Source organism: Agrobacterium larrymoorei, from assembly GCF_030819275.1.
In the GTDB taxonomy this organism is placed as follows: Bacteria; Pseudomonadota; Alphaproteobacteria; order Rhizobiales; family Rhizobiaceae; genus Agrobacterium; species Agrobacterium larrymoorei_B.
This window is the reverse complement of sequence record NZ_JAUTBL010000001.1, coordinates 304,506-329,073: the sequence shown is the minus strand read 5'-3', so window position 1 is coordinate 329,073 and position 24,568 is coordinate 304,506. Positions and strand designations below refer to the sequence as shown.

At 52.4% G+C, this 24,568-nt stretch carries 31 protein-coding genes, 2 tRNA genes and 1 pseudogene; 14 read left to right on the top strand and 20 right to left on the bottom strand.

The window, feature by feature from the left end:
* Nucleotides 1-60 precede the first annotated feature (60 nt).
* From QE408_RS01500 to QE408_RS01490, 3 genes and pseudogenes are all read right to left on the bottom strand, one after another.
* Nucleotides 61-1,269: an ABC transporter permease gene (locus QE408_RS01500; protein ID WP_306927942.1), complete on the bottom strand. Its 1,209-nt coding sequence runs from the start codon at nt 1,267-1,269 to the stop codon at nt 61-63.
* Nucleotides 1,259-1,981: an ABC transporter ATP-binding protein gene (locus tag QE408_RS01495; protein WP_306927940.1), complete on the bottom strand. Its 723-nt coding sequence runs from the start codon at nt 1,979-1,981 to the stop codon at nt 1,259-1,261. Before QE408_RS01495 ends, QE408_RS01500 begins: the two co-directional genes overlap by 11 nt.
* Nucleotides 1,982-1,995: 14 nt before the next feature.
* Nucleotides 1,996-3,295 (bottom strand): annotated as a pseudogene (locus tag QE408_RS01490) (efflux RND transporter periplasmic adaptor subunit).
* Between the two features lie 258 nt (nt 3,296-3,553).
* Here QE408_RS01490 and QE408_RS01485 point away from each other — a divergent pair.
* Nucleotides 3,554-3,630: transfer RNA gene (locus tag QE408_RS01485), tRNA-Pro, on the top strand.
* Nucleotides 3,631-3,886: 256 nt separating this feature from the next.
* Here QE408_RS01485 and QE408_RS01480 read toward each other — a convergent pair.
* From QE408_RS01480 to QE408_RS01465, 4 genes are all read right to left on the bottom strand, one after another.
* On the bottom strand, nt 3,887-4,027 hold the full coding sequence (locus QE408_RS01480; RefSeq protein ID WP_306927938.1) for a hypothetical protein: 141 nt from the start codon (nt 4,025-4,027) through the stop codon (nt 3,887-3,889).
* 730 nt (nt 4,028-4,757) lie between these two features.
* Nucleotides 4,758-4,834 (bottom strand) — tRNA-Arg (locus tag QE408_RS01475).
* A 31-nt stretch (nt 4,835-4,865) separates the two neighbouring features.
* Nucleotides 4,866-5,171 (bottom strand): ETC complex I subunit, encoded by a 306-nt coding sequence (locus tag QE408_RS01470; RefSeq protein ID WP_062424309.1) that lies wholly within the window; start codon nt 5,169-5,171, stop codon nt 4,866-4,868.
* 248 nt (nt 5,172-5,419) lie between these two features.
* Nucleotides 5,420-6,583, bottom strand: a complete 1,164-nt coding sequence (locus QE408_RS01465; RefSeq protein ID WP_306927931.1) for a M20 aminoacylase family protein — start codon at nt 6,581-6,583, stop codon at nt 5,420-5,422.
* A gap of 267 nt (nt 6,584-6,850) precedes the next feature.
* Here QE408_RS01465 and QE408_RS01460 point away from each other — a divergent pair, with 267 nt between their 5' ends.
* Nucleotides 6,851-7,000: a hypothetical protein gene (locus QE408_RS01460; RefSeq protein WP_274101305.1), complete on the top strand. Its 150-nt coding sequence runs from the start codon at nt 6,851-6,853 to the stop codon at nt 6,998-7,000.
* Complete coding sequence (locus QE408_RS01455) at nt 6,997-7,338, top strand: DUF2958 domain-containing protein (protein WP_306927928.1); 342 nt, start codon at nt 6,997-6,999, stop codon at nt 7,336-7,338. Before QE408_RS01460 ends, QE408_RS01455 begins: the two co-directional genes overlap by 4 nt.
* 41 nt (nt 7,339-7,379) lie before the next feature.
* Here QE408_RS01455 and QE408_RS01450 read toward each other — a convergent pair whose 3' ends face one another.
* A complete protein-coding gene (locus tag QE408_RS01450; protein WP_306927926.1) occupies nt 7,380-7,529 on the bottom strand; it encodes a hypothetical protein in 150 nt (49 codons plus the stop codon).
* Nucleotides 7,530-7,752: 223 nt separating this feature from the next.
* Between QE408_RS01450 and QE408_RS01445 the strand changes: the two genes are divergently transcribed.
* Nucleotides 7,753-8,100: a hypothetical protein gene (locus QE408_RS01445; protein WP_306927924.1), complete on the top strand. Its 348-nt coding sequence runs from the start codon at nt 7,753-7,755 to the stop codon at nt 8,098-8,100.
* Between the two features lie 103 nt (nt 8,101-8,203).
* Here QE408_RS01445 and QE408_RS01440 read toward each other — a convergent pair whose 3' ends face one another.
* The 10 genes from QE408_RS01440 to QE408_RS01395 form a co-directional block, all read right to left on the bottom strand.
* Entirely contained in the window at nt 8,204-8,362 is a 159-nt protein-coding gene (locus tag QE408_RS01440) for a hypothetical protein (RefSeq protein WP_306927922.1), read from the bottom strand.
* Complete coding sequence (locus tag QE408_RS01435) at nt 8,359-8,805, bottom strand: hypothetical protein (protein WP_306927920.1); 447 nt, start codon at nt 8,803-8,805, stop codon at nt 8,359-8,361. Before QE408_RS01435 ends, QE408_RS01440 begins: the two co-directional genes overlap by 4 nt.
* Nucleotides 8,802-9,224, bottom strand: coding sequence for a hypothetical protein (locus tag QE408_RS01430; protein ID WP_306927919.1), 423 nt, complete (start codon nt 9,222-9,224; stop codon nt 8,802-8,804). Before QE408_RS01430 ends, QE408_RS01435 begins: the two co-directional genes overlap by 4 nt.
* Nucleotides 9,224-9,709 (bottom strand): hypothetical protein, encoded by a 486-nt coding sequence (locus tag QE408_RS01425; RefSeq protein ID WP_306927917.1) that lies wholly within the window; start codon nt 9,707-9,709, stop codon nt 9,224-9,226. The genes QE408_RS01430 and QE408_RS01425 overlap by 1 nt, the downstream gene beginning before the upstream one ends.
* A 23-nt stretch (nt 9,710-9,732) precedes the next feature.
* On the bottom strand, nt 9,733-9,984 hold the full coding sequence (locus QE408_RS01420; RefSeq protein WP_306927916.1) for a hypothetical protein: 252 nt from the start codon (nt 9,982-9,984) through the stop codon (nt 9,733-9,735).
* Entirely contained in the window at nt 9,974-10,231 is a 258-nt protein-coding gene (locus QE408_RS01415; RefSeq protein ID WP_306927914.1) for a hypothetical protein, read from the bottom strand. Before QE408_RS01415 ends, QE408_RS01420 begins: the two co-directional genes overlap by 11 nt.
* Nucleotides 10,232-10,261: 30 nt before the next feature.
* On the bottom strand, nt 10,262-11,110 hold the full coding sequence (locus QE408_RS23055) for an NUMOD3 domain-containing DNA-binding protein (protein WP_306927912.1): 849 nt from the start codon (nt 11,108-11,110) through the stop codon (nt 10,262-10,264).
* A 594-nt stretch (nt 11,111-11,704) separates the two neighbouring features.
* Nucleotides 11,705-12,346 carry a hypothetical protein gene (locus QE408_RS01405; protein WP_306927910.1) on the bottom strand — a complete coding sequence of 214 codons (642 nt, stop codon included), beginning with the start codon at nt 12,344-12,346 and terminating at the stop codon, nt 11,705-11,707.
* Between the two features lie 52 nt (nt 12,347-12,398).
* On the bottom strand, nt 12,399-13,208 hold the full coding sequence (locus tag QE408_RS01400) for a hypothetical protein (RefSeq protein ID WP_306927908.1): 810 nt from the start codon (nt 13,206-13,208) through the stop codon (nt 12,399-12,401).
* A 189-nt stretch (nt 13,209-13,397) separates the two neighbouring features.
* The gene (locus QE408_RS01395; RefSeq protein WP_306927907.1) at nt 13,398-14,096 is read right to left on the bottom strand and encodes an HNH endonuclease; all 699 of its coding nucleotides are present in this window, start codon (nt 14,094-14,096) and stop codon (nt 13,398-13,400) included.
* Between the two features lie 97 nt (nt 14,097-14,193).
* On the opposite strand from QE408_RS01395, the gene QE408_RS01390 reads away from it, so the two are divergent.
* From QE408_RS01390 to QE408_RS01350, 9 genes are all read left to right on the top strand, one after another.
* The gene (locus QE408_RS01390) at nt 14,194-14,634 is read left to right on the top strand and encodes a lysozyme (protein ID WP_306927905.1); all 441 of its coding nucleotides are present in this window, start codon (nt 14,194-14,196) and stop codon (nt 14,632-14,634) included.
* Nucleotides 14,631-14,945 (top strand): endodeoxyribonuclease, encoded by a 315-nt coding sequence (locus QE408_RS01385; protein ID WP_306927903.1) that lies wholly within the window; start codon nt 14,631-14,633, stop codon nt 14,943-14,945. Before QE408_RS01390 ends, QE408_RS01385 begins: the two co-directional genes overlap by 4 nt.
* A gap of 730 nt (nt 14,946-15,675) precedes the next feature.
* Nucleotides 15,676-16,071, top strand: a complete 396-nt coding sequence (locus tag QE408_RS01380; protein ID WP_306927901.1) for a hypothetical protein — start codon at nt 15,676-15,678, stop codon at nt 16,069-16,071.
* A gap of 28 nt (nt 16,072-16,099) precedes the next feature.
* Entirely contained in the window at nt 16,100-16,420 is a 321-nt protein-coding gene (locus QE408_RS01375) for a hypothetical protein (protein WP_306927900.1), read from the top strand.
* A 71-nt stretch (nt 16,421-16,491) separates the two neighbouring features.
* Nucleotides 16,492-17,652, top strand: coding sequence for a hypothetical protein (locus QE408_RS01370; RefSeq protein ID WP_306927898.1), 1,161 nt, complete (start codon nt 16,492-16,494; stop codon nt 17,650-17,652).
* 120 nt (nt 17,653-17,772) lie between these two features.
* The gene (locus QE408_RS01365; protein ID WP_306927896.1) at nt 17,773-18,531 is read left to right on the top strand and encodes a hypothetical protein; all 759 of its coding nucleotides are present in this window, start codon (nt 17,773-17,775) and stop codon (nt 18,529-18,531) included.
* An 11-nt stretch (nt 18,532-18,542) separates the two neighbouring features.
* Nucleotides 18,543-19,244, top strand: coding sequence for a hypothetical protein (locus QE408_RS01360; RefSeq protein ID WP_306927894.1), 702 nt, complete (start codon nt 18,543-18,545; stop codon nt 19,242-19,244).
* 211 nt (nt 19,245-19,455) lie between these two features.
* A complete protein-coding gene (locus tag QE408_RS01355) occupies nt 19,456-20,094 on the top strand; it encodes a recombinase family protein (RefSeq protein ID WP_306927892.1) in 639 nt (212 codons plus the stop codon).
* A 176-nt stretch (nt 20,095-20,270) separates the two neighbouring features.
* Entirely contained in the window at nt 20,271-21,197 is a 927-nt protein-coding gene (locus tag QE408_RS01350; RefSeq protein ID WP_306927890.1) for an STM4504/CBY_0614 family protein, read from the top strand.
* Nucleotides 21,198-21,318: 121 nt separating this feature from the next.
* Here the strand turns inward: QE408_RS01350 and QE408_RS01345 are convergent, their stop codons facing one another.
* Nucleotides 21,319-22,194, bottom strand: a complete 876-nt coding sequence (locus QE408_RS01345; protein ID WP_306927888.1) for a hypothetical protein — start codon at nt 22,192-22,194, stop codon at nt 21,319-21,321.
* A 141-nt stretch (nt 22,195-22,335) separates the two neighbouring features.
* On the opposite strand from QE408_RS01345, the gene QE408_RS01340 reads away from it, so the two are divergent.
* Nucleotides 22,336-22,728: a hypothetical protein gene (locus QE408_RS01340; protein WP_306927886.1), complete on the top strand. Its 393-nt coding sequence runs from the start codon at nt 22,336-22,338 to the stop codon at nt 22,726-22,728.
* A gap of 73 nt (nt 22,729-22,801) precedes the next feature.
* On the opposite strand, the gene QE408_RS01335 is transcribed toward QE408_RS01340, so the two are convergent.
* A complete protein-coding gene (locus tag QE408_RS01335) occupies nt 22,802-24,511 on the bottom strand; it encodes a hypothetical protein (RefSeq protein WP_306927884.1) in 1,710 nt (569 codons plus the stop codon).
* Between the last annotated feature and the right edge of the window lie 57 nt (nt 24,512-24,568).

Here is a 24,568-nt window from a genome sequence, read left to right as displayed (position 1 = left end):
CATCTCTCATTCGTTTCCATATGGAGAGTGTGAGGCGCTTTCGCAAGTTTGACAGGCACGTCACTCGTGGCGCAACGCCTCGATCGGGCTGAGGCTTGCGGCGCGGCGGGCGGGAAAGTAGCCGAACACGACGCCAATGGCGGCCGAGAAGGCAAAGGCAATGGCAATGATTGCCGGGCTGGTGACAAAGGGCACGCCAAGGAAGCTGACGACGCCATAGGCCAGTCCAAGGCCTGTCAAAATCCCCGCTGTCCCACCGAAGGCCGACAGCATGACGGCCTCGACGAGGAATTGTGTGAGCACCTGTTTTTCCAGCGCGCCGATGGCGAGCCGGATGCCGATCTCGCGCGTTCGTTCCGTGACCGAAACCAGCATGATGTTCATGATGCCGATCCCGCCCACCAGAAGACTGACGGCGGCGACAGCGCCGAGCAACCCCGTCAAAAGGGTGGTGGTACCGGTCATGGCAGAGGCGATCTGCGCCATGTCGTTGACAGTGAAATCGTCCTGGCGGCCAAGCCCGATGCGCCGGCGCTCGCGCAGCAGATTTTCCAGGTCGGACTGCACTTTTGCAGTCGAGACTCCATCCTGGGCGGAGACCATGATGGAGGAAATCGTCGTCGTGCCGCCAATGCGGCGCTGATGAATTTTCAGCGGCATGATCACGGTGTCATCCTGATCATCGCCAAGACCTGATTGCCCTTTACGCCCCAGAACAGCGATGACCGGGCAGGAGATGTTGCTGACGCGGATCGTCTGTCCCACCGGATCGGACGATCCGAACAACTCCTGTCGAACGGTTTCACCGATGATGCAGCCGATCTGTCCGCCTCGGTCTTCAGCGGGCAGAAACTCGCGGCCTAGCGCTATCGTCCAGTCCTGCGCGATCAGATAGTCGTTGGTGGTGCCGACGACGCTCGTCTGGTGGTTCTTGCCGCCATAAATGACCGTTGCCGCAGATGACCGGTTCAACGGCGCGACAGCCCGCACACCGCTGATCTGGTCGCGGATGGCCTGCACGTCGCTATCAGTGAAGCGTTTGGCATCGACACTGGCGCGGCCAGGGCCGAACTGGCCGGGCCTGACGAAAAGCATGTTGGTGCCGAGGCGAGAAAGCTCCGACTTTACCTGCTCCGTCGTGCCATTGCCAATGGTGACCATGGCGATGACCGCGGCCACACCGATAACGACGCCGAGCACGGTAAGGAAGGAGCGCAGCATATTGCGGCTGATGGCACGCATGGCGAGCCTGACGGTCTCAAAGAACATCGGTGGCCTCCCTTTTACGCTCGACGGCGCTGTCCGAACCCAGACGGCCATCGACGAAGCGCAGCAGGCGCTTGGCGTGGGCGGCGATATCTTCTTCATGGGTCACCATCACGACGGTAATGCCGCGATCGCGATTGAGCGAGGTGATCAGGTCCATGATCTCGATGCTGGTTTTGGTGTCGAGATTGCCTGTCGGTTCGTCGGCAAGAAGCAAGGCCGGCTTGGTGACGATGGCACGGGCAATTGCCACACGCTGCTGCTGCCCGCCGGAAAGCTCCTGCGTGGTGTGGTGCTCGCGCCCCTTCAGCCCGACTTGCGCCAAGGCCTCCATGGCAAGCGCGCGCCGTTCACCGGACTTCATGCCGCGATAGATCAAAGGCAGTTCGACATTCTCGACAGCCGAGGTGCGCGACAGCAGGTTGAAGCCCTGAAACACGAAGCCCAGCATGTGGCGGCGAAGCAGCGTCAGGTGCTCATTGTCAAAACCGCTGGTCGGCACGCCTTGAAACAAGTATTCCCCGGCAGTTGGCGTATCCAGGCAGCCAATGATGTTCATCGAGGTCGACTTGCCTGACCCGGACGGTCCCATGATAGCGACGAATTCGTGTTCCTTGATTGACAGGCTGACGCCATCCAGTGCCCGAATGGCCGCTTCGCCCTTGCCATATTGCTTCACGACATCGCGGAATTCGATCAGAGGCGGTGCGCTCATGCTTCTACTCCCGCCTAGCTGCTGCGTTGGGTTGCGTCGGTGATCACCTGGTCTCCCGCCTTCAGCGCGTCCGAGGTCACAGCAGTGAACTGGCCATCGGTGGAGCCTGCCTGGACCGAAACGCTGACGGGCGTGCCGTTGCGCAGCACCCAGACCTGACGCTTGCCCGCAGCGGCCTGTTCGGCACCGGCGCCGCGCGAGCGGTTCATGCGGGGAGGGCGGAACAGGCCCATCAGCCCACCACCGCGCGACGCATTCTCCCGCGGTGGGGTGTAGCGCAGGGCGGCGTTGGGCACCAGCAGTGCATCCTTCACATGTTCGACCACGATATTGGCGGTTGCCGTCATGCCGGGGCGCAATAGGAGTTCTGCATTGTCGACCGTCAGAATACCCTTGTAGGTCACGACGTTGGAGACCGTTTCCGAAGCAAAACGAACGGTTTCGATTTTCGCCGGAAAACGCCGCTCGGGATAGGCATCCACATTGAAGGTGGCCTCCTGACCACTCTCCACCTTGCCGACATCCGCCTCATCGATCGAGACCTGCAACTCCATACGGCGCAGGTCTCCGGCGATGGTGAAGAGCACCGGCGCATTCAAAGACGATGCCACTGTCGCACCGGGATCGACATCGCGCGTCAGGATCACGCCATCGATCGGAGAAACGATCTTCGCCTTGCTGAGATTGACTTCCGCAAGCCGCAGATCAGCCTCGGAGGAAAGCACAGTGGCCTCATTGACTTCCAGCGTCGCCGCCGCCGCATCCCGGTTGAACTGTGCCGCATCGAGGTCCTGCTGGCTTGAGACGCGGTTCTGCACCAGCGATCTCAACCGCTCAAGCGAGGTATTGGCCGAACCGAGATCCGCCTTCGCCTTCGCGACATTGGCTTTCGCGGATGCGAGCTTGGCCCGCGCGCTCTGCACATCCGCCTCCAGTTTGTTGGTGTCGAGCTCCGCCAGGACGTCTCCTGCTTTGACGGGCGTATTGAACGTCACATTGACCTTGCGGATCGTACCGGACAGTTCACTCGAAATATCCACCTGGTCGGTGGGCTGTACAGAGCCGGTAGATGTGACGATCACGGGAGAGATCGCCGCGCTTCGCTTCCTGTGTCGTGTAGCTATAGGCGACGCTGGCGCCAGCAAAGACGTAGTAGTAGGCTGCCGCGCCAGCAATCATCAGCAGCGCGAGAACGACATAGAGCGAACGCCTCGACTTTTTCTTCCCGGTTTTCGAAGATGCCAGAATGTCCCGAAGATCGGGCTTCGCTTCCTGGCTGTTCGGTTTGTCGGTGCTGGCGTCCAAATTGTTCATTCCCATCATGAGAGATTGCAAAGTTTGCCTTGATAGGTGGCTATCTGAGCAAGTCACTGCAACTGCTAAAATACGTCTATGGGACCGCTTGGCACAGCGAGAGGGGTAGGTGAAGTGAAAACTTCGTAATCTTACCGCCGCTCGCATCCCATCCTCGATCCCGTCCGTGGGTGCCGATTGAGAAAAAACAAACGAAAAGGTGATTTTAGCTGTTGCAGGGTGTGCACTAACCGTGTATCTCCCCGCTCACGACATCGGCGGAGTGTAGCGCAGTCTGGTAGCGCATCTGGTTTGGGACCAGAGGGTCGGGAGTTCGAATCTCTCCACTCCGACCATTCGACAAATAGTTGATTTGTCTTGATATTGTCGTTTCTTACCCATCATTCAAAATTGTGCTTGTGACAGTTCTGTGGGAGTTGAGCTTATGTTTCTGTGCTCACCGATCCACTATGCACAACGTCCAGCAATCTGATTTTAAAAGCGCAGAGGATTGCGCTTTAGGTTGCGCCTGAGCGTCAGTTCGACCTCATCTCCTACGATAGCTGCCGCTGTGATGGACATGCTTCCCGCCCCAAATCCAGATAGTCGGCCTCACACTCCATATTGGAAGTGAAGCCAGATCAAAGCGCATAGCGCGACGACGCCGATGATCACCGCCAGGAGCTTGCTCTGGCCGGGACGTGGCTGCTTGGGCGGTTGCGGCTTGCGAAACTTGATGACGTTGTCGCTCATGATGCGTGTCTCCTCACTGTTGCCGCGATAGAATATGCTTCGTGCTTTCCGTTCAAGCGTGGCTTTAGCTTTTTCTGTTGGTGAAGGCTCTTATGTTTCGGTAGAGCGAGGTTGCGTCATCATGAAGGTACAAAGGACGTTCTACCTTTTGAATCTATGCACCGCGCTTTCCGAAAATCGATTCCGATTTTCGGCCCGATGCTGTAAAATTTCCGGGCAGAACGCCGTCCGCTCTCAGAACGCGGTTGATCCTGAATGACCAGTGGTTTAAAAGCGCCCGTGTGTGTCCACGTAGCTCAGCAGGATAGAGCACAGGATTCCTAATTAAATTGGGGGTCGCGCCCGGAAACGACGCGATCGATCTGCTCAAAGTCGGGGAACGCTTCGCTGGGCTTCCAGCATGCCAATCCCGAGCCAAGCCTCGGAGAAATCCGTTGAAGGTGTAGAGACTGGATGGGCAGCACCTAAAGGCTTCTAAGCCCATGGTGAAGGGACAGTCCAGACCACGAACGCGCCCACCTAACGGCGGGACGGCGGCGAAAGCCGAAGTGGTATGAATCCTGGGGTCGGAGGTTCGAATCCTCTCGTGGACACCAAAATCTTGTAAGATCAATAACTTAATTTGATGTAAGCATGTCGGCCAGGCAAACTCAAGCCGTGGATTGACGAATGCAGCGTGAGTATCAGAACTGCAGACTGCTACGTGTCTTCGGTCTGGACATGAGAAGAATGGCGACCCCTGCAGGACTCGAACCTGCGACCTACTGCTTAGAAGGCAGTTGCTCTATCCAGTTGAGCTAAGGGGCCACTCGCGGCGCCGTGGAGGCGCCGAAAACGGTTAATGTGTCCAAGGCTGTGTGCGCGTATAGCGGAAGTTGTCCGTGTAGGAAACCGTCTGACGCTCTGCTTCCTTTGGTTGGATCACGCGGTACTCGATGCCCTTGCGCTGTGCATAGGCTTCGGCCTGTTCCTGTGTGTCGAAATTGAGCTTGACCTGCTGCTTCATGTCCGACGAAGACGTGTAGCCCATGATCGGGTCGATCTTGCGCGGGACCTCGGCGTCGAATTCCAGCACCCAGATATTCGTCTTGGCCTTGCCGGACTGCATGGCTGTCTTTGCCGGACGATAAATTTTTGCAGACATTTCAACTGCTCCAGTCTAGCGATCAAGCGCGATGACGCTCTTTCTACGTGGCTTCCCGTAACCATTTTACTACGATCAGCACCAGAATTTCACTTGGACCGACTCATGCGCGAAGTCAAGCCGCTTGCTTCGTAGATGCTACAGCATCGGACCGAAAACTTAACCGATTTCAGCGAAGCACGATGGGTAGATTCAAAAAGGTAGAGTGTCTTTTGTGCGTCCCAATGGACGCACGGTGATCTCACTCGTCAGCCCTGCAACCGCTGCTCCGCGAGTTTCACCCAGTAGGAAATGCCATAGGCGAGCGCCTCGTCGTTGAAGTCGTAGCTGGGGTTGTGCAGCCCCGCGGTTTCGCCATTGCCGATGAAGATGAAGGCGCCCGGGCGCTCCTTCAGCATGTAGGAGAAATCCTCTCCCGCCATGGAAGGATCGACATCGGCATCGACATTGTTTGCGCCAACCACGTCGCGGGCAACCTGCGCCGCGTAGTCCGTCTCTGCGGGATGGTTCACGGTGACAGGACAGTAGCGGTGATACTCGGCTTCCGCTTCAGCGCCGTTGGCGAGAGCGATACCTTCAGCGATCTGGCGTATCCGTTTTTCTGCCAGATCGCGCACGTCCTCATCGAGCGTTCGCACCGTGCCGGCGATCAGCGCCTCATTGGGGATGATATTGTGGCTGGTGCCCGCCTGGAAGCGGGTGACTGAAACGACGACCGAGCGCAGGGGATCGGCGTTGCGGGATGCGATCAACTGTAGATTGGTGACGATCTGGGCGCCGATGGCGATGGGATCTGCGGTGCGGTGTGGTTGGGCGGCATGGCCACCACGGCCTTTGACGGTGATGGTGAATTTGTCCGGTGCGGCCATGATGCCGCCTTTGCGAATGGCGAACTGGCCAAGCGGAATACCCGGCATGTTGTGCATGCCATAGACCTCGTCCACGCCGAACCTATCCATCAGCCCATCTTCCACCATGGCGAGCGCGCCTGCACCGCCTTCTTCGGCGGGCTGGAAAATGACAACCACCGTGCCGTCGAAGTTGCGGGTCTCGCAAAGATATTTGGCGGCACCGAGCAGCATGGCCATGTGTCCGTCATGGCCGCAGGCATGCATGTTGCCAGGGGTGAGCGAGGCCCAGGGCTTGCCGGTTTCTTCAAGAATCGGGAGGGCATCCATGTCGGAGCGGAGGCCGATGGTGCGGCCATTTTTGCTGCGGCCGTGAATGATGCCAACGACGCCCGTGCGGCCAATGCCATTGACAATTTCGTCGACGCCAAAGGCTGTCAGCTTCTCGGTGACGAAGCGGGCGGTCTCCTCCACATCATAGAGAATTTCCGGGTTTTGATGAAGATGGCGGCGCCATTGCGTCGCTTCTTCCTGCAACTCGGCGGCTCTATTCAAGATGGGCATTCTCTCGGTCCTGACTTTACAAAAACGGGATGCGTGAATCGTATGACGGCTCGCCTCGATATTGCGCCGCATAATTGACGCAATCAATCTAGTTGCAAGATACTTATTTTACAACATTCGCAAAACCACACTAAATGCTTGCGCCCGTTGCTTTTTCTTTTCTTTGATAGCCTGAAAAGATTTGCTCGGCAAAGCAATCTTTGCTCGCCCTGACCACTCAACGGCTTTAACTCTGAGTTGTAGATGCAACTTATAGGAGTTAAGCAGATGCAGTTTAAGGTTTGGGGAAAGATCGATGGCAAGCGTTTCGAACAGGTATTCGCTGATGTGGCAGAATGGCGCGCAGAGCGCAAACTGATCGAACGTGTCGCAGCGGTCGTGGTGATGGGAATGGCAAGCGTGGAGGTGGCAGCATGAGCCAACTGCTTCCAGATGAACTTCGAGCGAAGCTGCTCGAAAACAACCTCACAGCCCGCGATACCGACTTAGTACCAGTCGTGAAATGGTTCACGCCGTGGGGTGCAGCAACGTGGCTGATTACGGAGATGGAGCAGGACGGTGATACCTGCTTTGGCCTTTGTGATCTTGGAGTTGGTGAACCCGAACTTGGTTATGTCAGCGTGACGGAATTGATGAGCGTGAAAGGCCCGCATGGTCTGCTGGTCGAACGTGATGAGCATTTCCGACCGACGAAGCCGCTATCCGCTTACACTGCCGCCGCACGTCGGGAACGCAAGATTATTGAGATCGATTGACATGGAAAAGCCCGGCACTGACCGGGCTTCTTTGTGACTGATTAGTAATTGGCGATTTTGCGCTCTTTAAACCGCTCAATGTCTCGATATTCGGTGTCAGTGATGTAGCGGCTGATCTTTCCCATAAGGAACCAAGCGCGGATCAAAACGATCACGAACAGGCCGATCACAACGTATTGCCAAGTTTCCATCTGCAAGCCTCCAGCAAAAAGCCAGCGCTATTGCCGTTGATTTCGAAGGGCAAGAAAAACCCTCCCGACCTATGGCTAGTCGAGAGGGCTACAGGAGGAACAGAAAATTTATGAGCAAGTCTTCTGCCGTTTATTTATCTCCAGGGCCACTTTTGTTGAGACGACCGGGACTGTAAGCGTTCCTGGGCTGTGGTTGCCCTTGTCGTGAAAAGCGGAGAAGAGTTTGAACGAGGTGCTGAAATTCATAGTGTCGCCCGCCGTTACGCTCTTCATCGTCTTCCTTGCTGCAAGCCCTTTCGCTTTTGCCGTTTATTGCCTGATGATACTCGTGAAATGGCTATTAGGTCCGCTAGGGGCGATTGTTCTCTACTGCGCCGAAGTCGTTGCCTTGGTGCTGTGGGCCGCTTGGTACGAGGCTAAAGTCACCGAGGCTATCAACTCCGATGCCATCGAGGGGCCGGTGGCTTTTGGGGCTGCTATGGAGGCGGGGTTATTGATGTTATTCGCGGCTGCGATGGTGATATTGAACGCCTTCGGTCTTTGGCGCATCATCTACCGGCCCAGGAAATGACTACGGAGAGAACATCTTGTTCTCTCCGCTGAGCAGCCAAACGGTCGTTATTATTTTTCTTATCCGTCCGCTGTATTTAACGATGGAACCGCCTTCGCAGCGATTACCACCAGTTTTTACGTTCGCAGTATTTCTTGCCGACGTGCTTCACGTATGGGGCGTTCGGCTTTGTTGCAGCTTGCAGCGGTAAGGGTTGTGGTTGCTGCTGGACAGGAACGAACACGGTCTTGCCGTTGATGATGATTGGTTCGTAAGCGCTCATGCTTCAACACCTTTCATGTGCCCAGTGTATCCGTCGTACATTTCGATGAACTGATCGTAGGCTCCAGCCCAAGGTTCATTGTTGATCCGATTGAATGTGTCCGCATCAGCCGGTTCGGAGAAAGCCACGACGAATTCTAGCGTGTCGTAGTCGTAAGCGACGGGGTCGATAAAACTAAGATATCGGCTAGCGCTCATCCTGTGCTCTTTCGCCTTTTGATCGAATTTCCTGTAGCCGTCACCGAAGATGGCGGAATACAACCAGTTTGAAATTCTCTCTGAGGCCCAAGCACGCTCAAATCGCGCATCATCGAATGAAATGCGAACGGTCGAATAATGGGTCGCGACTAAATCCCACGATTTAACAGCCTTTGGTAGATCGACCGCCGTTTGATTGACTGCGTTGTTCCAACTGTTCACAAATGCTTGGCGAAACGCGCTCATGTTGCACCTCCATGAGCGAGTTTGAACAGCATCGCGTCGCTCTTTCTTCGGAACGCAAACACCCACTGGTCCGTGTCGCGGTCGTAGGCGAGTGGTCCGAGAAACGTCGCGTATTCCTTAGCCTGTATGAGCCACGCCGTGGCGTCTTGATCGAACTCGTGTTGTGTTAAATGCTGGACCGCATCAATCCGTACCTCCACAAAACGACGAGGGAAGATCAGAAGATGCTTTGCCCACACTTTGCGTGCTTCGGGATATCTCACGTACAACTTAGAAACGTGTAGGGGCAGATTGGAGTAATTTCCACCATTGAGGACGTTTAGGAGATTACCCAAGGCAGCCAACGGCGCATTTTGGGCCGCATCGTATTTTGCAATAGTGTGGTTCAAGTCGCTGGGCGATTGCTGACGATTGTTCATCACAGCACCTGCCCATTCTCGTCGACAAATTCGATGCAGCCACAGCCACGGAGTTTAAAGCCGCTTGCGGATAGCAGGTCGATGAGTTTGACCAACTGGCGGGCTTGCGCCTCGCTGACGTCGTTTCGGTTGTTGATCTTATCCTTGTAAAGTTCGGTGACGAATTCGTACCATGTCTGCGTTGCCTTCTTCACGCTGCTCTTCGCGCTCGCGCTCGTGTGCATGATCGTGATGTCAGCTTGCGCGCCGGTCACGAAATGCACGAGTTCACCAAGCAGCAAGCCGATCCAATTCTTGTGCGACTTGGAAATCGTCATGTACGCGGATGAAGCGTTCAGTTTCGGCTTTCGCGTGTAGGGGATACGGACGGTAGATTTGGCCTTGAGGTCCGCAATCGGATCTAGCGCCAGAGCGTCGGGGTGGGTTTTGATTACGGTCTGAACGACCTCGAAAATGTCTGAAAAGGTATTTGCTGAAATGCTCATGGGGTTTTGCCTCCTTATTATTTTTAGTTTTTGATCCATCTTCGGAAGCGCTGGATGAGATCGGTGATAAGCACGGCCTTGCTCTGTGTAACCGTGCGAACCACGTCGCCGTCATGTCGGAACCACGGCGCTGTCTCGTGACGCAGATAATTGAGAAGCGCCCCAGGAGCATCGGCTATCGCGATCTTCTGGCGAATTCGCTCCCATCGCGCTTTCTGGCTGGCTGAGATTTTCGCCTTTGTCTCGTCGCTGATTTTTCCGCCTTTATTTGCCACAGCGGTTCTCCTCAGCGGTTGTTCGGAAATGATTTAGCGCCTTCTCGATGGCGTTCTGTGCGTCGATTAGGGCGCGTTTCAGGTCCTCGTTATTTGCTGGTTTCGATGCAGCTTCCAGCGCTGCCAGACGCTCGTCTAGCAAAATCGCTACCGGGACTAGGTGACGAATTGCTTCGCCAGCCGTACCGAAGCGTATGGGTTCGCTTAGATTTGATAACTGGGTAAGTGCTTCAATATGTTTGCTCATTTTTTGAGTTCTCCTTGTCTAACGTAGTATTTATGCCTGGACGCTCAGATCAGCTTCAAATGCTGTCTCCGTTGATTTTCGCCCAACGATTACGCTGACCCTGCGCAATTGCTGCGCGATGTTCGTCGGATAAGATTTTGCCTCGCTGCGCTTCTCCGATACGTCGTTTGGTGTCATCGGAATGACGTTTGCCACGACGGGCATTTCCGATTTTTTGCTTGGCTTCGTCGGTGTGTTTTCTAGACATTGTTGCTCCCTTTTTTTAGCGGCCTTCTTCTCTGCCAGGTTTGCCTTTACGGCTGCGCTGATCTTGGCCTTATGTTCTTCTGATTTTTGACTGCCTTTCAGCGCGTTGCTGATGGCTCGTTTCGTGTCCTCATCGCGCGGCTTGCCAGTCTTTGACGCGGACATTTTTGCTCTCGTCTTAACGGTCGCCTTCTTACCGGTGCGGGCTTTGCGGATAAGGTCTTTGCTGTCGTCGGTGTGTTGGTCACCAGGGCCAAATTGCGTGGAGCGCTCACTGTCTTCGCGGTTCATGTACGCGGCAGTTTCAAGGCTCATAACGCCGGTCTTGAACGCCTTTCGGGATTTCCAGCCCAAGACGTACCCGAATTTGCTCTTCATCATCCGCGTGAAAGTACCGTTGGACATGGCAGCTTCCATGCGCTTGCGTCGGCTCGGAGTAACTAGCGTCATGAACTGTTCGAACGTAAGTTCAAAAGTTCTCTTCTTGCCGTGCTGGTAAGTCTGTGCATTTTCCCATTGAGCGAAAAGCGCAGCGTCAACGGCGTCTGCTACTTGCTGGGGATCAGATTGTTTTGTGATGCAGCGAATGACTTCAATGGCCGATGCTTTCGGCTTCTTTTCTGGATATTGCATGTTGTTCCTCGTTACGTTTTTACAAGCGCTCTCTCACTGCGCTTTTGTCTAACTATTTATAAAATAACGAGAATATTGCTGTCATTATAAATCTCATGGAAATGCCGTGACCGGTTGAGAGCAGTCACGGCTTATGTCGAGGAAAGACATGACGGGAGATTTATTCGCCGTTTTATTTATCGCTTCCGCGACCAGCTGCGCTTTTATTGGCGACGAGGTAGGTTGATAGGACCCATATATTATAGAACAGGCATTACACTAATAGAGGTAGGATAATTAGATCCATATATATTATATATATATGGACCCATTTGTCCCACTTCCATCAGCGCAAAGCGCTGGCGGCTTCACGCATCGCTTCGCGTTTTTCGTTGGCACTCAAATCCGCTCACCTCTGCTACTCGCGGTCGCTGTCGCTCGTTCCCGTTTGGGGAACTCCACTTCGCTGCTAGCGGCATAGCCATTGTTTTTTTGGTCGCTCCGCTCCACTTCGTTACTGTGGTTTGGTCGCTCCGCTCCTGGGCTTCCAATGGGTTTGAGTGAGTGCCGGTTTAAGGGAGGGAGCAAAATGACCTACTCCCCTAAGTGAGAACTCTAGAAATCGCGTTTTGCCAAAGCGCGAATTCGGTCTAATCGGGCTGGATCAAGCTCAGGTTGTGGCTCTTCAATTAAAGTTTCGAGCCAGCGCCGTTGTAGAAAGTTTACGCTTAGCGCTCGGTTCACCTGGCTATCGTCTGGTCTCATTGGCAGATAGACTTCGTAATTCTCAAGCGCCTGATAGGCACGATCATAGGGGCGGCCAACGCCGTCCTCATGATACGAAACGAGGAAAGCGCGATCACTCAAATAGGGTTGCGGTATGTCACGCTCAGGATCGTATTCAAATTCATTACGGTAGATTTGCAGCAGTTCTTCTGCGTCGCCCATGAACGCATCAAGACGTTCTCGTTGCTTTGCCGTGGCGCTGCCGTCAATGGTGATGTGTTTGAAGTTCAATGCCAAGGTGATGCGTTTCATTAGATCAGCAGTATCATCCGCATACTTTCGACCGAAATCGCTCAGCGCTTCATACGGTATGAACGTCCCACGATTTGCGATCTCTGCGGCGTAGGTCGAATAATCGCGACCTAGATACGTTTGCATTGTACCGGCGGATAGTTCGTGGCTTGGATCGTTCTTCAAATCCGCGATGTGTTTTGTTACCTGAACTAGCGCGAAGCCTTTGGGTCTTTCCAAACCATCCTCCAAAAATAGAAACAGGGGCCGTTTCCAGCCCCTGTTCTCACGATCATGCGGTCGTAGACGACACGACCTTTGTCTTGGTTAGATCAACCGTACGCGCTGGCGACTTCTCCAAGGTTTTTTTGTGGAACTCAAACGAACGCTCGATAATCTCTGCCACGTCCTGATCTCTTTCGTTTCCGAAATAGATGCCGAACTTGTTGCCACCAAGATGGCGAACCGTTGCGATCCCGTAACCGTCTTTGTCCACAGGGAACAAACGTTTGTCGGCTTCGAATTCAGCAACCGCCTTCAATTTATCGACTTCACGAGGGACCTGGTAACGCACTGGGGTAGACACCTTTCGGGGCGTACCGTTTACAGAGCGATCCATGTACTTCGCTGCTTCCAGTCCCTTCAGCACCTTCTTGCCAACTTTGAAGCTGGCGCTTTCGAGAGCCGTTTTAAGACCTTCAGCGTCCATCTCCACAGAGTTTTTCGACAGCCACCGCATCACACCCGGCAAGTTCTTCTGCACATACATGCTCGGAACCCACCTGCCGAGATTGTCAGTAGAACCGACAAGCACCCGGCAAATGTAAAGCCAAGGGTTATTCCCGTTGTTGAGAGGCATCGACGGATCGAAGCCATCAGGGATTGTGATGTTGCGGGCCTTGGCTAATGCAAGGAACCACGCCATCGCGGTTTCGTCGCCCAGTACCGACTTCATCAGCGCCACCGCCGCAGCGATGATTTCCTTTGTCGTCAGCGTCACCGAGTTAAGGTGACCATCTAGAACCACAGAAAGCGATGCGATGTTCGCAGCACTGTTCGTAAGAATTTCGATCTGGGTCTTCTGTTGTGCCTTCGTAGTCATGCTATTCTCCTTCTTTGGAGCGCCCGTAGGCAACTCACTTTTAACCGGCCAGTATTGACCAGCGTCGAAGCGCAAAGAAGTTCGTAACAATCCGTCCGAAGACGCAGTGGTTGTCACACAATGGGGCAGAACTGTCTACAACGAAAAAAAATATTGTAGCGATTACAGATGCTTGTGGTGAATACCGTGTTAACGAGACCCACCAACTTTGTCGCCATATTTCTCCAACACAACCGCTTCGTGGCTCACATTTTCAAGCAGCAGACGACAGCCTTCAACGACCTCTTTTGTTTGCCAGACTTTGATCAGCGCAGCGGGATTAAAGTCGCCGGTAAAGGTCGGATAAACGAGACTGTCATTGCGACGGATATGCCAATGATTTTTTCGGAACGTGGTGTAGGGCAGAAACTCTTGGCAGAATAGATCAACCCAAATATCCCGCTCCTCAATGAAAAGCGTCACGTGCCACCGAAAGTCATACGCGACTTTATCAACCCACTGGCCGTTCACCACTGAACGATCATGGCCCGCTTCCATTTGAAAGAAACTGCGCCTGACCTGCGCTCTGAATGTTTCGATGTCCATACTCATGCGTGTGCTGTTGCAGAGCATGCACGCGGCAAGGATGTTGTCGGCGTCGTCGGTTCCACCGTTCGACTGAGGCACAAAATGTTCGGCGGTGCAACGATGGCTTTCTAGGTTTCCCGCGGGGGTCTTAAACAGTTTTTCAAGACGATTTTCGGCAAAACGCTTCTCCGCATCTTCCAGCGGCTCAATGGCTGCTTCCCACATAGGGTTGCCGCAGTAGTAGCATCGGCCACGCTGACTGTTGTAGGCGTTAATACGGCTCTCTCTGAGCGGCGGATACGGTGAGATTTGTTCCTTCATAATTATGAAGCCGATACCTCATCCCAGTTAAAACATGGCAAAGGAGCGGGCATTACTCGTTTCAACGGGCTATCGACGGCTTTCAATAAATACCGGCATGATTTCACTTGCCGCACAAAACATCATCAAGACCGCTGAAGGTCTAAAACTCACTGCATATCTATGCCCCAATGAAATCCCGACAATAGGGTGGGGCCATACAAAGACGGTGAAAGCTGCCGACGTAGCTAAGAAGACGATTACTCAAGCCGACGCCCAGCGCTTGTTTGAGGCCGACGTGGCTGTTTTCGAGGCGGCTGTAGCAAGGCTGGTAAAGGTCAAGTTGACCGAGAACCAACGCGGCGCTCTCGTTTCGTGGACCTTCAATCTCGGTGAAGGCAATCTGGCCAAGTCAACGCTTCTCAAGCGCATCAACGCAAAGGCTCCGCTCGCGGATATTGAACGCTCCTGGCTGCAATGGATCAACTCAGGCGGCAAGCCCTTGAAGGGTCTTCTGGTCCGTCGTCAGGCCGAGATCGCCTTGTGGAAGCAGCCGTGAGGAACAGGTTCGAACAAAAGGTCGCAAAGACGCTTGGACCCGAGTACGCATATGAGGCGATGCGGCTCACATACACGGTCCAAAAGAAGTATCTGCCTGATTTCATCGACGTGACGAGCAAGAAGATCGTGGAAGCAAAAGGCCGCTTCACGGCAGAAGACAGAGCCAAGCACAAAGCGATCAAATCCCAACACCCGGATTGGGACGTGACCATCGTTTTCCAGAACGCACAGAAAACGATCTCCAAGACCAGCAAGACGACCTACGCGGGTTGGTGCGACGCCAACGGCATCAATTGGAAACAGGCCTAACTTGTTATCCACAGCAAATTTCTGAAAAATTACTCTTAACTATTGGGTAATCCTGTCGATCATATTATCTCCATCAGGACGGGCGTGTTGGACACCTTCGACGCCCGTTTTATTACCTACTGTGTTTACAGTTGGAGAAGTCGGTACTGGCAACGGCCTCTTGTTGAACTACAAAGCCAGATGTAGTTTTGTTTCATGTCGGGCGATGTGGTGTCTCGACACGGTCTTGCAAAAAGTCTCTACGAGGCTTGTAGGTGTGCCAGTGCACCAGACGAAGACCGGGAAAGAAAGCGACATCTTCAATTGAAACGAGGAGCGTGTATGAACAGCTTTGTTCATAGCGATCTCGGATCAGGTTGGGGATGATCGTAAAATGAATAATTTTTCCGCGCACTCCTCCTATTCTGTGATCGCTGTACTGATAGTGGCGACGCTTTGTGTCTTGGTATTGTCAATTACAATGGACCGCTACGATATCAAATCGGTTCATCTTCTCAGTCTGCTTAAGATCGAGGCGAAAGACACACCGTTGAAGGATCAAAACGTCAAAACCAGAAGAAGTCCTGATAGCAATTAGTCGATGCCTTACAAGAATACATGGCGAGATAGGAAATATATCTCGCCATGTAGTCATTACGCTGCCCACGTAAAGAGCATCAAACTCTTCGATCCCGTTAAATAGTGGAGCAGAACTCGCAGGATCGATGGGTTCATAACAGGCAGACCCATTATGTTCGAAAGCTTCGCAGCGCTCCTTACCGCAATCGGTATCAACCCCGCACATTTCTTCGCTGGCTTTGCCGGTGCAATCGTTCGTATCGCCATTCAAGGCAAGAAACTCACGCTGGACATCGTCAGTGGCGCGTTCGCAGGTTCACTATGCGCTGTCTATTTGGCCCCGCTGGTCGCACGTTGGATGCACTTGGACCCCATCGACGCGGCGGCGAATGGCGGGCTTGCATTTGTACTTGGGATGGTCGGGCTTTCGATTGCTGAGGGTCTAGTTCGGGCTGCGCAGCGTTGGGCGCTCAATCCTAAAATCCCCCGCGTTGGTGTTCTCACAGATGCCCGCGATGCGCTGGATATGTCCGAGCCGAAAGACGAGGAAGCCGACAAGGACGAATAAATACCTCACACGAGCAGTGAGGAAGAACATGCCGCATACGATGTTTGTCGAAGTCGATCCCTACGAGGTGCGTCAAGGCGTTTGGCAATTGCTGTTCAACGACACTTACGACCTAACTCCGCTCACCAACGCGGATAACGAAAACAGCGAAGCCTATGGACGGACGATCACAGGCCAGCAGCACTTGAACGCGGCTGTCGTGAGCCTGCTCCTGTACGGGAAACTCGCCGGCTACAACTGGAAGAATGTCCTGAATGTGCAGACCGGCAAGACAAGCGGGGCTGATGTAGAGTTTTTCACAAAAGCCGATGCCATGTTGTTTAAACTTGCCTGTGGAGCCTCGCACTGAATAGTTGCGTTTCCTAATGCGGCACGCAACTGTAAATCAACTGGGACGAAGCAGGTGGGAGCGGTTTAGCAGTGTCGTTCAGAAAGAAAACAACCTTTGTCATCGGAGCGGGAGCCAGTGCCGAGTTCGGCCTACCGGTTGGAACAGGACTTGCGGCGGAAATAAAAAAGTCGGCGCTCCTGACCGATTCCGACGGTTCCGACACGACACAACGAGCCTTGCTTGGGATTATGGAAGCAAAGTTCCCCCTGATACCTGATCGACATCGGCAGTCACAAGCGCTGTTCGACATTCACGACGGCATCCACACGGCGGTTAGCATCGACGCGTTTATCCATCGACACAGCCGCGATAGGAACATCGAATATTGGGGCAAAGTGCTGATTGCGCTTGAAGTGTTGAAGGCAGAACGCAATTCCTCGCTGGCGGCGGCTCATTGGGACGAATTCTCCAGCGATCCCAATGCACTTATCGAAATTGGTGATAAAATGCTGAAGAACCCCGACTACACTTGGATCGGCGCGTTTTTTAGAACGTTATCCGACGGCGTGCTTAATTATCGGGACTTGGGAAAAGATGTAACCATCATCTGCTTCAACTACGATCGTTGCATTGAGGCGTATCTTGCTGAAACTATCGCCGACGCATACCGGGTGCATATCGAAGACGCCTTAAAGGTGGTTGAGAATAACTTCCACATCATTCATCCGTATGGATACCTTGGAAAACTTCACGTTCGTCCAGGGGCACGGGGTCGAGGCAGATTATCTTTCGGCTATGTTCTGAGTGATGAAGGCGAGATAGATTCAATTGCGGAAAACATTCACACCTACACCGAGCAAGCACACGATTACGACAAGGTCCAAGAAATTCACACTGCTATGTCCGATTGCACGAACTTGGTCTTTCTGGGTTTCGGGTTCAACAACCAGAACCTCAATTTGTTAAGAGTGAAAAAGGCGTTCCATGATGTGGATACAACAAAGAACGTGTACGCAACCGGCTTTGGTTTGTACAAGCAGATAGAAGGCACCTTAAAACGCCGGATCATGGACTTGTTTCTCGATAGGGATAAACACAAGTTCTGGCGCCAGGACATCAACATTGAGTTCGGTGTTGGGTGCGAAGAGTTGTTTAAAATTCATGACATGAATTTGTCCTCATTCAGTCAGTCTTACATTTCTTACGACCGTGGCGAGTTGCAGCATCATCATGTCAGCGGCGATGACTGAGATTAGTGGGGGTTCGCTGAAAAATGCTACGCCTCATCACTTTCGACCCCACATAATTGGCGATGTTAGCCGGCAAGATCGCATCAGCGCGGGTATTGGACCGCGACTTAAGGAAACGTCATGAGGGCTAGACTGACCAAGTTCTTCGCGAAAAATGTCATGGCTTCTGCTGTTTCATTTACGTTGCTGTATCTGTGGCTGCTGTTGTTTTTACACGGCAGCGCATTCACGAGTCCCGGAAATATGGCCGACGAAATCAAGCTAAACATTATCGGAGATAGTGTGGGCGGGCTGACCGCTCCCTTGGCGTTAATTTGGCTGATCGCGGCAGTGGTATCTCAAAGACAAGAGTTGAACCTGACAAAGAGTGAGTTGCAAAAGACAGCCGACGCGATGAGTAAGCAAGTCGAGTTGATGAAGGAGCAATCTGAATTACAAAAAGCGGTAGCATCGGCCAACATCAAGCAGACTTGGTTCCAAGAACGTTTTACCTTGTATCGATATTTCAAAACGGTCGGTACCGAAATTTACGGTAATGTGAGTTCCAGAAAGATTAAGGAGCTAAACGATCATATTCTTAAGGTCTGGTTCGTGTTCGGAAAAGAGGTTTCTATAAAAGGGCAGGAATTGTTTGTGATGGTCAGCACGCTAGAAGCGAATCTGTTGCACCATGAGGACGAGTTTGGGGATTTTCCTCCCTTCGATGAGGAAGGGCAAACGCCGATGTTAATGAGCGAAGATGAGAACGCGAGCGTACACCGGATATCATTGCTGTTGTCCAATGTTTGGAGTGAACTGCAAGTAGGACAATTCATGCAGGCAATCGAAGCGCGTTTAGAACTGGATGATAACATCGAATTGAAATCCGTCGCTCGGTAGGATCAATATAAATGAGATTGATCAGATCTATCATCATGCTTGCGAGCCTCGCGCTAGCATGTGCGACGCTGTGGCTGGCTTATACATTCCACACATACGGCGTCCCACCCAATCCAACTGACCTAAAAGAATTTGTCGATAGACACGGCCTAAACCTGATTGGTGATGCGCTTGCTGGCTTTCTGTCACTCGTAACGTTGCTCGTCGTAATAGCCTCATTCGCTCAACAGTCTGCGCAAGCAAAGCAAACTGTCAAAGACATGAAGGCGCAGAATGACCTGAATGCTCAGATCGCCAATGCAAATTACAAGGTGATGATGTTTGACCGCCGCTTAGAATTAGTCAGTAAGTTGAACAGAATTTCAGGTGCGATTATGCAGGCCGGTGCAATGGAGCCGCAAACTCGGTATATGTTTATTGATGCGGTTGAACATGCCAGATGGATATTCGACGGTTTATTGCTTGAGTGGCTTGTTGATCTGAGTTCGAAGTCCCATAGCGCAATGTCCTTGGAGTTCAAAATTGGGCGACTTGCAAAGAGAAAGCAGGAGGGCGGTCGATGGTCTGAGGAAGAAGAAACTAACTATAGCGATATGCTGGATGAGCAAGGGAAGATAATGGAAGAGATTGAGGGTCAATTGCAGCCAGAAAATCTAATGGCCAAGTTAGCAGGGTTCTTATCGTTGCCGCCAACCATCATAGCATCGGCTTAACAGCGAGAAATCAGCGCTGCATACAAAGATATCGTTCACCACACACTTCACATAATCGGCACGATATCAGCCAGCCCGCTCGTAATGGCCAGGATAATCCAGCGGGCCGCTAGTCTTAGCCATCCATATCAAAGGGCAACCGAAAAGATCGCTCGCCCTTTTGTTTTTTCGGCAGCAGACATTCGACAGTAATCCAATGTCAGAGGCTGCAATGCAACCAACACAACCACAACAGTTTGTCGCGTACTATCGAGTTTCCACGGCCAAGCAGGGCGCAGATGGATTGGGCATAGAAGCCCAACGAGCAGCCGTTAAAGCGTTCGCCAATGGCAACGTGATAGCGGAGTTTACAGAGGTCGAGAGCGGCGGAAAGAACAATCGCCCGCAGATCGCCATGGCACTCGATTACGCCCGCCAACATAAAGCTACGCTGCTTATTGCAAAGATGGACCGGCTGTCACGAAACAGCGCGTTCATCAACAATCTGTTGGAAGCAGGCGTTGACTTCCTCGCCGTCGATCAGCCGCACGCCACTCCATTGACGATCCGAATACTCGCTGCTGTCGCACAAGAGGAGCGCGAGCAAATCAGCAAGCGGGTGAAGGTCGCGCTGGCGGTCGCGAAGGATAGAGGTGTCAAACTAGGCGGCGCTCATCACACCAAACAGGCCAAAGCCAACACGTTTGCGGAATCGCTTCAGGAAGTCCTTCAGACGCTCATAGACAGCGGCGCTGACACTCCAGCAGCAATTGCTAAGGCGCTTAACGAACGCGCTATACGGACACCACGTGGTGCCGAATGGGGAACTGGACAGGTCGTAAGGCTGCTTCGAAGAATAGGGAAGGGATAACCATGCACCACCCCCTATGGCACCTTTACAATCACTAATAGATGCTACACCAATTTTGATACAAGCCCTCAAGTTACGCGTGCTTCAAGCGGGAACAAGGAGGATGTTTCCTTGGGTGTAAAACGTAGTTGGTCGTGCATCGACAGTGTTTCTTTGCGGATAGATGGATTTGGCGAATGGTAATCGTAGATATTTTTTCAAAAAGACAGCGGAGAGCACGCGGCGAGGTTATTGACACGTATCAGTACGATATGATGCCGGACGCCCTACGGAGGAAGTTGTTCTTCGCGATTACTGATGGGATGGGCACTTATGAGAAGTATTTGGGTAACCGCTACGCTCAAAGAGCCTATCAAGACGTCGTGCACATTCTGAGGCGTGAGTACGGGGTAAACAAACTGGTGAGTTTGGCTAGTAACGATTTCGTCGAGATCGAACGTTTCTTTGTCGAGCTCGCCAACATTGATGAGGCTCTTGACGTCCTTGAACTATGCTGCCGAACAATTGATTACTCTGTGAGACGCTACAACTATGTAACGAATGGCAGCGCGGAAGAACTGGCGGATGCTGTCCTTGATGAGATAAACGGCCGGTTAAGAGAAGACGGTCTGGGATATCAGTTCGTCACTGGCGAAATCATCCGTGTAGACTCCGAACTTGTCCATGCCGAAGTGGTGAAGCCCGCTCTTCGTCTGCTCAATGGTGCAGAATATGCTGGACCTCAGGAGGAGTATCTCTCAGCGCATCAGCACTATCGTCATGGCGAGAATAAAGAGGCTTTAGTAGACTGCCTGAAGGCGTTTGAAAGCACGATGAAGGCCATTTGCGACAAACGCGGATGGGGCCGCGACGCCAATGCAACAGCCAGTCAGCTGATTAAGTTGCTATTCGAAAAGGAACTTGTTCCTGTATTCTGGCAGACTCAAATGAACGCGCTAAAGAGCAGCCTTGAGAGTGCGGTCCCGACAGGAAGAAACAAGTTGGCGGGGCACGGGCAGGGAAGTGAACCAACCCAGGTGCCACCCTATTTGGTAGGCTACATGCTCCATATGACCGCAGCGACGATCCTATTTCTCGTCGAAGCAGAGGCTGCACTCCCCTGAAGGATAGAGACTGCAAATTGACTGCACAATGACGCGCCACGGTAGTCTAAATAGCTGGCTTCATGGGAGCGCTATGGGATGTCGGTAAGCAATTTGCTTGCTGCGCAAGCGGTCACTGAAATCAAAATGGGATGACGTCGGGTGAGTGCTTCGAGATCATTGATAGAATGTTCTGTTTAGCAGTATTATCGAGACCACTCCAAAACTCTGACTTTTCGAGGCTTGGAACATCTTCGTACTTTTCGAGCTTTCTAGCTTTAAGGTCGATCAATAGGACGCTATCGTCGCTGAACCTGATTTCCCACCTGTTGTCTCCGGATATCGTCGCCACCGCTCCCGAACGGCCTTTGCTGATCGGCACAACTGCCCCTGGTCCCACCATAGATCGCTGGTGACTAAGCGAGATCGCGATACTGTCGAGCTTTTTCTCTAAAAGCGTGAAGCGGGCATCGTCCTTCGTTACTTCGCCGGATGGTAACGCAGCTTTCGTCAGTTTCATGAGCTTAACGAGGGAAAAAATCTGATCTTCGTCCGTCGAGCCCATCACGGTATCAAGTATTGCTGCTCTAATTGAATCACGCGCCGCAAGCGTATTAGCAATCCTTAGCGTATGATCGTATTCGATATCTCGAAATCCAGACAGGTCGAAGATGCGGCGGGTCTTGTCATCCTTGATTAGAACTGTCGGCTTGTCGAAAGCCTGCCGTATGCCGTATTCAAAAAGAACATTAGGATTGTTGTTTGAAAGGTCGCAGATGCACAAGTCAGCCGTTGCTACTTTTGTAACGACCTCAAGTTGTATCATGTGTGCGGAGTTGCTCGTTGTCGCGAGAGAACAAGCGTACCCAGCCGAAGTTACGGCGGGTTCGATAAGTTGCTTGTAAACCTCGTTGAAGTGACCTGCAGGGTAGCCATCTACGTCTGATATCGGCATGATAACAAAGCAGGTCTTCGGAGCATCAACTCTGTCAATCTTCTCTTCTTGCTTTGCCGCCATCAATTTCCCTCCCCCAACTGAATTAGACTAATCCGAGAAATTTTTCTCATGCAACTGAAATCTTTGGTTGTCCTGAATCTTCAAAGGCTATTGATCGAGTAGCACGGCAGCAACGGTGCTGCTGGTGCAAAGGACAACGCAATGGCAAACGCACTGGAAACTCTCGCGTCGGCAGCAACGACCGGTCATGTTGGTGGGCAGAACCCCGTCGATATCTTCTACACAAAACTACAAACACAGATCGACTACGCTGGTCAGATCAAGGACGGCAAGACGATCAACACGCGGTCGCTGTGGTTCCGTAAAGACGGCGCTGGCTACATCGTCAGGATCGGCCGGAATGCTTTCGAAATCGCTGGTAGCAAACTGTTCCGCGCTGCTGATGTTGATGGTGTGGTGACGATCCTGAAAGCTGCGAAGGAAGCCATTCAAGCGGACAAGAAACTGCAAGACGCAATCGCAATCCACTCCATGGAGCGGAGCGAGCGCTTGAAGGTTGGTCGTGCGAAGGGCAAGGCCGGTAGGGCCAAGTGATAGACGATTGCGCGAACAGGGTTAGCCCGCTGGAAACGGCGGGCTTAGCATCACCTCTGCGCGTCGCTTCGGTTCAGCTGGAAAAGATTTCATCCCACAAGATCTTGATTACAGAGTTGCCATCGGATTTCCACTTTCCGCCATATGCGAATATCGTTTTATTCTGGACCACGAGGCCGCGAATTTGGACCCCCAATCGTATTTCTCCTACTTCAGCTCCAGAGTTCATGTCGATAGCTCTAATAATCCCGTCTTCCGTGCCGACTACTGCTGTGCGATTTGTGAGGTGAGCAACACATATGTAGTTCACAGTAGGGTTGACCGTGAGCAGACGATTGTACGCGCCTTTGGCAAGGTTTACTTCAGCGAGTAATCCGGCACCTGTAACAACTGCACTGTCATCAGGAAACAAGCACATGGCACTAATCGGCTTATCGACATGAACCTCAAAAATTTGATCAAGATTTTCGTTGATCACAACTACCCGTTCGTCGACAGCGATGACCAACTTCTTTTCCCAACTCTCCACAGAGCGGACTGCTTTGCCTACCTTTGCATGTACAGGGCGGCTTCTCTCTGGGTCTCTGTAAGCGTCTAGTCCGCCTGATAAAGTCCATCGTCTGACGTAACCTGAGGAGGACCCTGAGATTAACCCTGTCGCCTCGTTCTCATGGTCGAGAACAGCCAGTGCAGTAATGTTTTCTGAAAAACTTGATTTGGTATAACGGCGATTGCTTGAAACGCCTTCCACCCAAGCCATGCCTTCAGCTGTCCCAGCAACAAATCCCCTATCTCCTGGCAAGGCTGCTATCCTGAATATGTCACTGCTTACGGCCTTTGGTAGCTTAATGAACTGTCCCGTTCTGCCAACGTGGAGTAGTGTCGTTCCGGCACGCCCACCGAAAAGAACGTCACCATTCGGCGCCAGTGCTGCGCAGGTTAAGGCTTCAGAATTCGTTGCTGATTGCTTTTTGAGAACTATTTCACTTTGGAGATGCTCATCTCTCTCGAATAAGTCGCGTATGACTTTTCCTATAAATTTCACAAACCTCGTCCCCTTTTCGATAACCGGGGTGAGTGAGTTTATAAAGTCCCTAAGATCGCTGTACTTCCGTTCCATAAGGTCAGCGAAATCCTTTATGTCCGAAATGATTTTATCAACGCCTTCGTTTAAAAACCTTATGGTTCCTTCAAATACTACAAGAGATTCGAAGTTAAGTTTGATCGCAAATACGCTTGCACTCAAACGCTTTACGTTCATTCGAAAGTCTTTTATTAAGTTCACGTCGCGCGCAGAAAAATTCAATATGTTGATGTTTATGATTCTGGGATTCACTTGGACATGAGTGATGATCGAGTTTGCTTGATCAGCGACTTCCGCGATCAGTTCCTTTGACACGGCTTTGTGTTGACCGCTGGATAGCTGCTCGACCGTACGGCCAGCGTTCTCGATATCTTGTGAGTTTACCCGTAGCAATCGCTCAACATCAACGTACAGTCGGCTCACCGTGTTGAGCAGCTGTTCAACAGAATATTGCTCGTCTGAATCACTGTCGCTTAGCCTGGCCAGGGTCTCATGAAGCGCGTCCCGTACGATATGAATAGTGACAAGATCGCGTTCGTTCACGCTTTCAGGATCTAAACTAAGCGCATCACTCATTGCCCTGAGGTCTGATACGTCGATCAATTCGTCGAGCGGCACATTGGAGTTCTGCCGAAGGTGGCCCGCCAAACCGTCGGCACTGCTTTTAACGCGACCGAGATATTTTTCTTTATCGTTCATGTTAAACTCCGCTGCAGGAGTTTATCCTCCAATTTTATCAGTCTGTAATGCAATAGA

Excerpts from the sequence above, each read along its gene's own strand:
- QE408_RS01440 (WP_306927922.1), bottom strand. The coding sequence starts at position 8,362 with ATGAGCGCTTACGAACCAATCATCATCAACGGCAAGACCGTGTTCGTT.
- QE408_RS01455 (WP_306927928.1), top strand. The coding sequence starts at position 6,997 with ATGAGCCAACTGCTTCCAGATGAACTTCGAGCGAAGCTGCTCGAAAAC.
- QE408_RS01435 (WP_306927920.1), bottom strand. The coding sequence starts at position 8,805 with ATGAGCGCGTTTCGCCAAGCATTTGTGAACAGTTGGAACAACGCAGTC.
- QE408_RS01415 (WP_306927914.1), bottom strand. The coding sequence starts at position 10,231 with ATGAGCAAACATATTGAAGCACTTACCCAGTTATCAAATCTAAGCGAA.
- QE408_RS01360 (WP_306927894.1), top strand. The coding sequence starts at position 18,543 with ATGAGATTGATCAGATCTATCATCATGCTTGCGAGCCTCGCGCTAGCA.
- QE408_RS23055 (WP_306927912.1), bottom strand. The coding sequence starts at position 11,110 with ATGCAATATCCAGAAAAGAAGCCGAAAGCATCGGCCATTGAAGTCATT.
- QE408_RS01365 (WP_306927896.1), top strand. The coding sequence starts at position 17,773 with ATGAGGGCTAGACTGACCAAGTTCTTCGCGAAAAATGTCATGGCTTCT.
- QE408_RS01355 (WP_306927892.1), top strand. The coding sequence starts at position 19,456 with ATGCAACCAACACAACCACAACAGTTTGTCGCGTACTATCGAGTTTCC.
- QE408_RS01345 (WP_306927888.1), bottom strand. The coding sequence starts at position 22,194 with ATGGCGGCAAAGCAAGAAGAGAAGATTGACAGAGTTGATGCTCCGAAG.
- QE408_RS01380 (WP_306927901.1), top strand. The coding sequence starts at position 15,676 with ATGTTCGAAAGCTTCGCAGCGCTCCTTACCGCAATCGGTATCAACCCC.
- QE408_RS01480 (WP_306927938.1), bottom strand. The coding sequence starts at position 4,027 with ATGAGCGACAACGTCATCAAGTTTCGCAAGCCGCAACCGCCCAAGCAG.
- QE408_RS01460 (WP_274101305.1), top strand. The coding sequence starts at position 6,851 with ATGCAGTTTAAGGTTTGGGGAAAGATCGATGGCAAGCGTTTCGAACAG.
- QE408_RS01495 (WP_306927940.1), bottom strand. The coding sequence starts at position 1,981 with ATGAGCGCACCGCCTCTGATCGAATTCCGCGATGTCGTGAAGCAATAT.
- QE408_RS01335 (WP_306927884.1), bottom strand. The coding sequence starts at position 24,511 with ATGAACGATAAAGAAAAATATCTCGGTCGCGTTAAAAGCAGTGCCGAC.
- QE408_RS01340 (WP_306927886.1), top strand. The coding sequence starts at position 22,336 with ATGGCAAACGCACTGGAAACTCTCGCGTCGGCAGCAACGACCGGTCAT.
- QE408_RS01375 (WP_306927900.1), top strand. The coding sequence starts at position 16,100 with ATGCCGCATACGATGTTTGTCGAAGTCGATCCCTACGAGGTGCGTCAA.
- QE408_RS01430 (WP_306927919.1), bottom strand. The coding sequence starts at position 9,224 with ATGAACAATCGTCAGCAATCGCCCAGCGACTTGAACCACACTATTGCA.
- QE408_RS01500 (WP_306927942.1), bottom strand. The coding sequence starts at position 1,269 with ATGTTCTTTGAGACCGTCAGGCTCGCCATGCGTGCCATCAGCCGCAAT.
- QE408_RS01395 (WP_306927907.1), bottom strand. The coding sequence starts at position 14,096 with ATGAAGGAACAAATCTCACCGTATCCGCCGCTCAGAGAGAGCCGTATT.
- QE408_RS01400 (WP_306927908.1), bottom strand. The coding sequence starts at position 13,208 with ATGACTACGAAGGCACAACAGAAGACCCAGATCGAAATTCTTACGAAC.
- QE408_RS01350 (WP_306927890.1), top strand. The coding sequence starts at position 20,271 with ATGGTAATCGTAGATATTTTTTCAAAAAGACAGCGGAGAGCACGCGGC.
- QE408_RS01470 (WP_062424309.1), bottom strand. The coding sequence starts at position 5,171 with ATGTCTGCAAAAATTTATCGTCCGGCAAAGACAGCCATGCAGTCCGGC.
- QE408_RS01390 (WP_306927905.1), top strand. The coding sequence starts at position 14,194 with ATGATTTCACTTGCCGCACAAAACATCATCAAGACCGCTGAAGGTCTA.
- QE408_RS01425 (WP_306927917.1), bottom strand. The coding sequence starts at position 9,709 with ATGAGCATTTCAGCAAATACCTTTTCAGACATTTTCGAGGTCGTTCAG.
- QE408_RS01450 (WP_306927926.1), bottom strand. The coding sequence starts at position 7,529 with ATGGAAACTTGGCAATACGTTGTGATCGGCCTGTTCGTGATCGTTTTG.
- QE408_RS01465 (WP_306927931.1), bottom strand. The coding sequence starts at position 6,583 with ATGCCCATCTTGAATAGAGCCGCCGAGTTGCAGGAAGAAGCGACGCAA.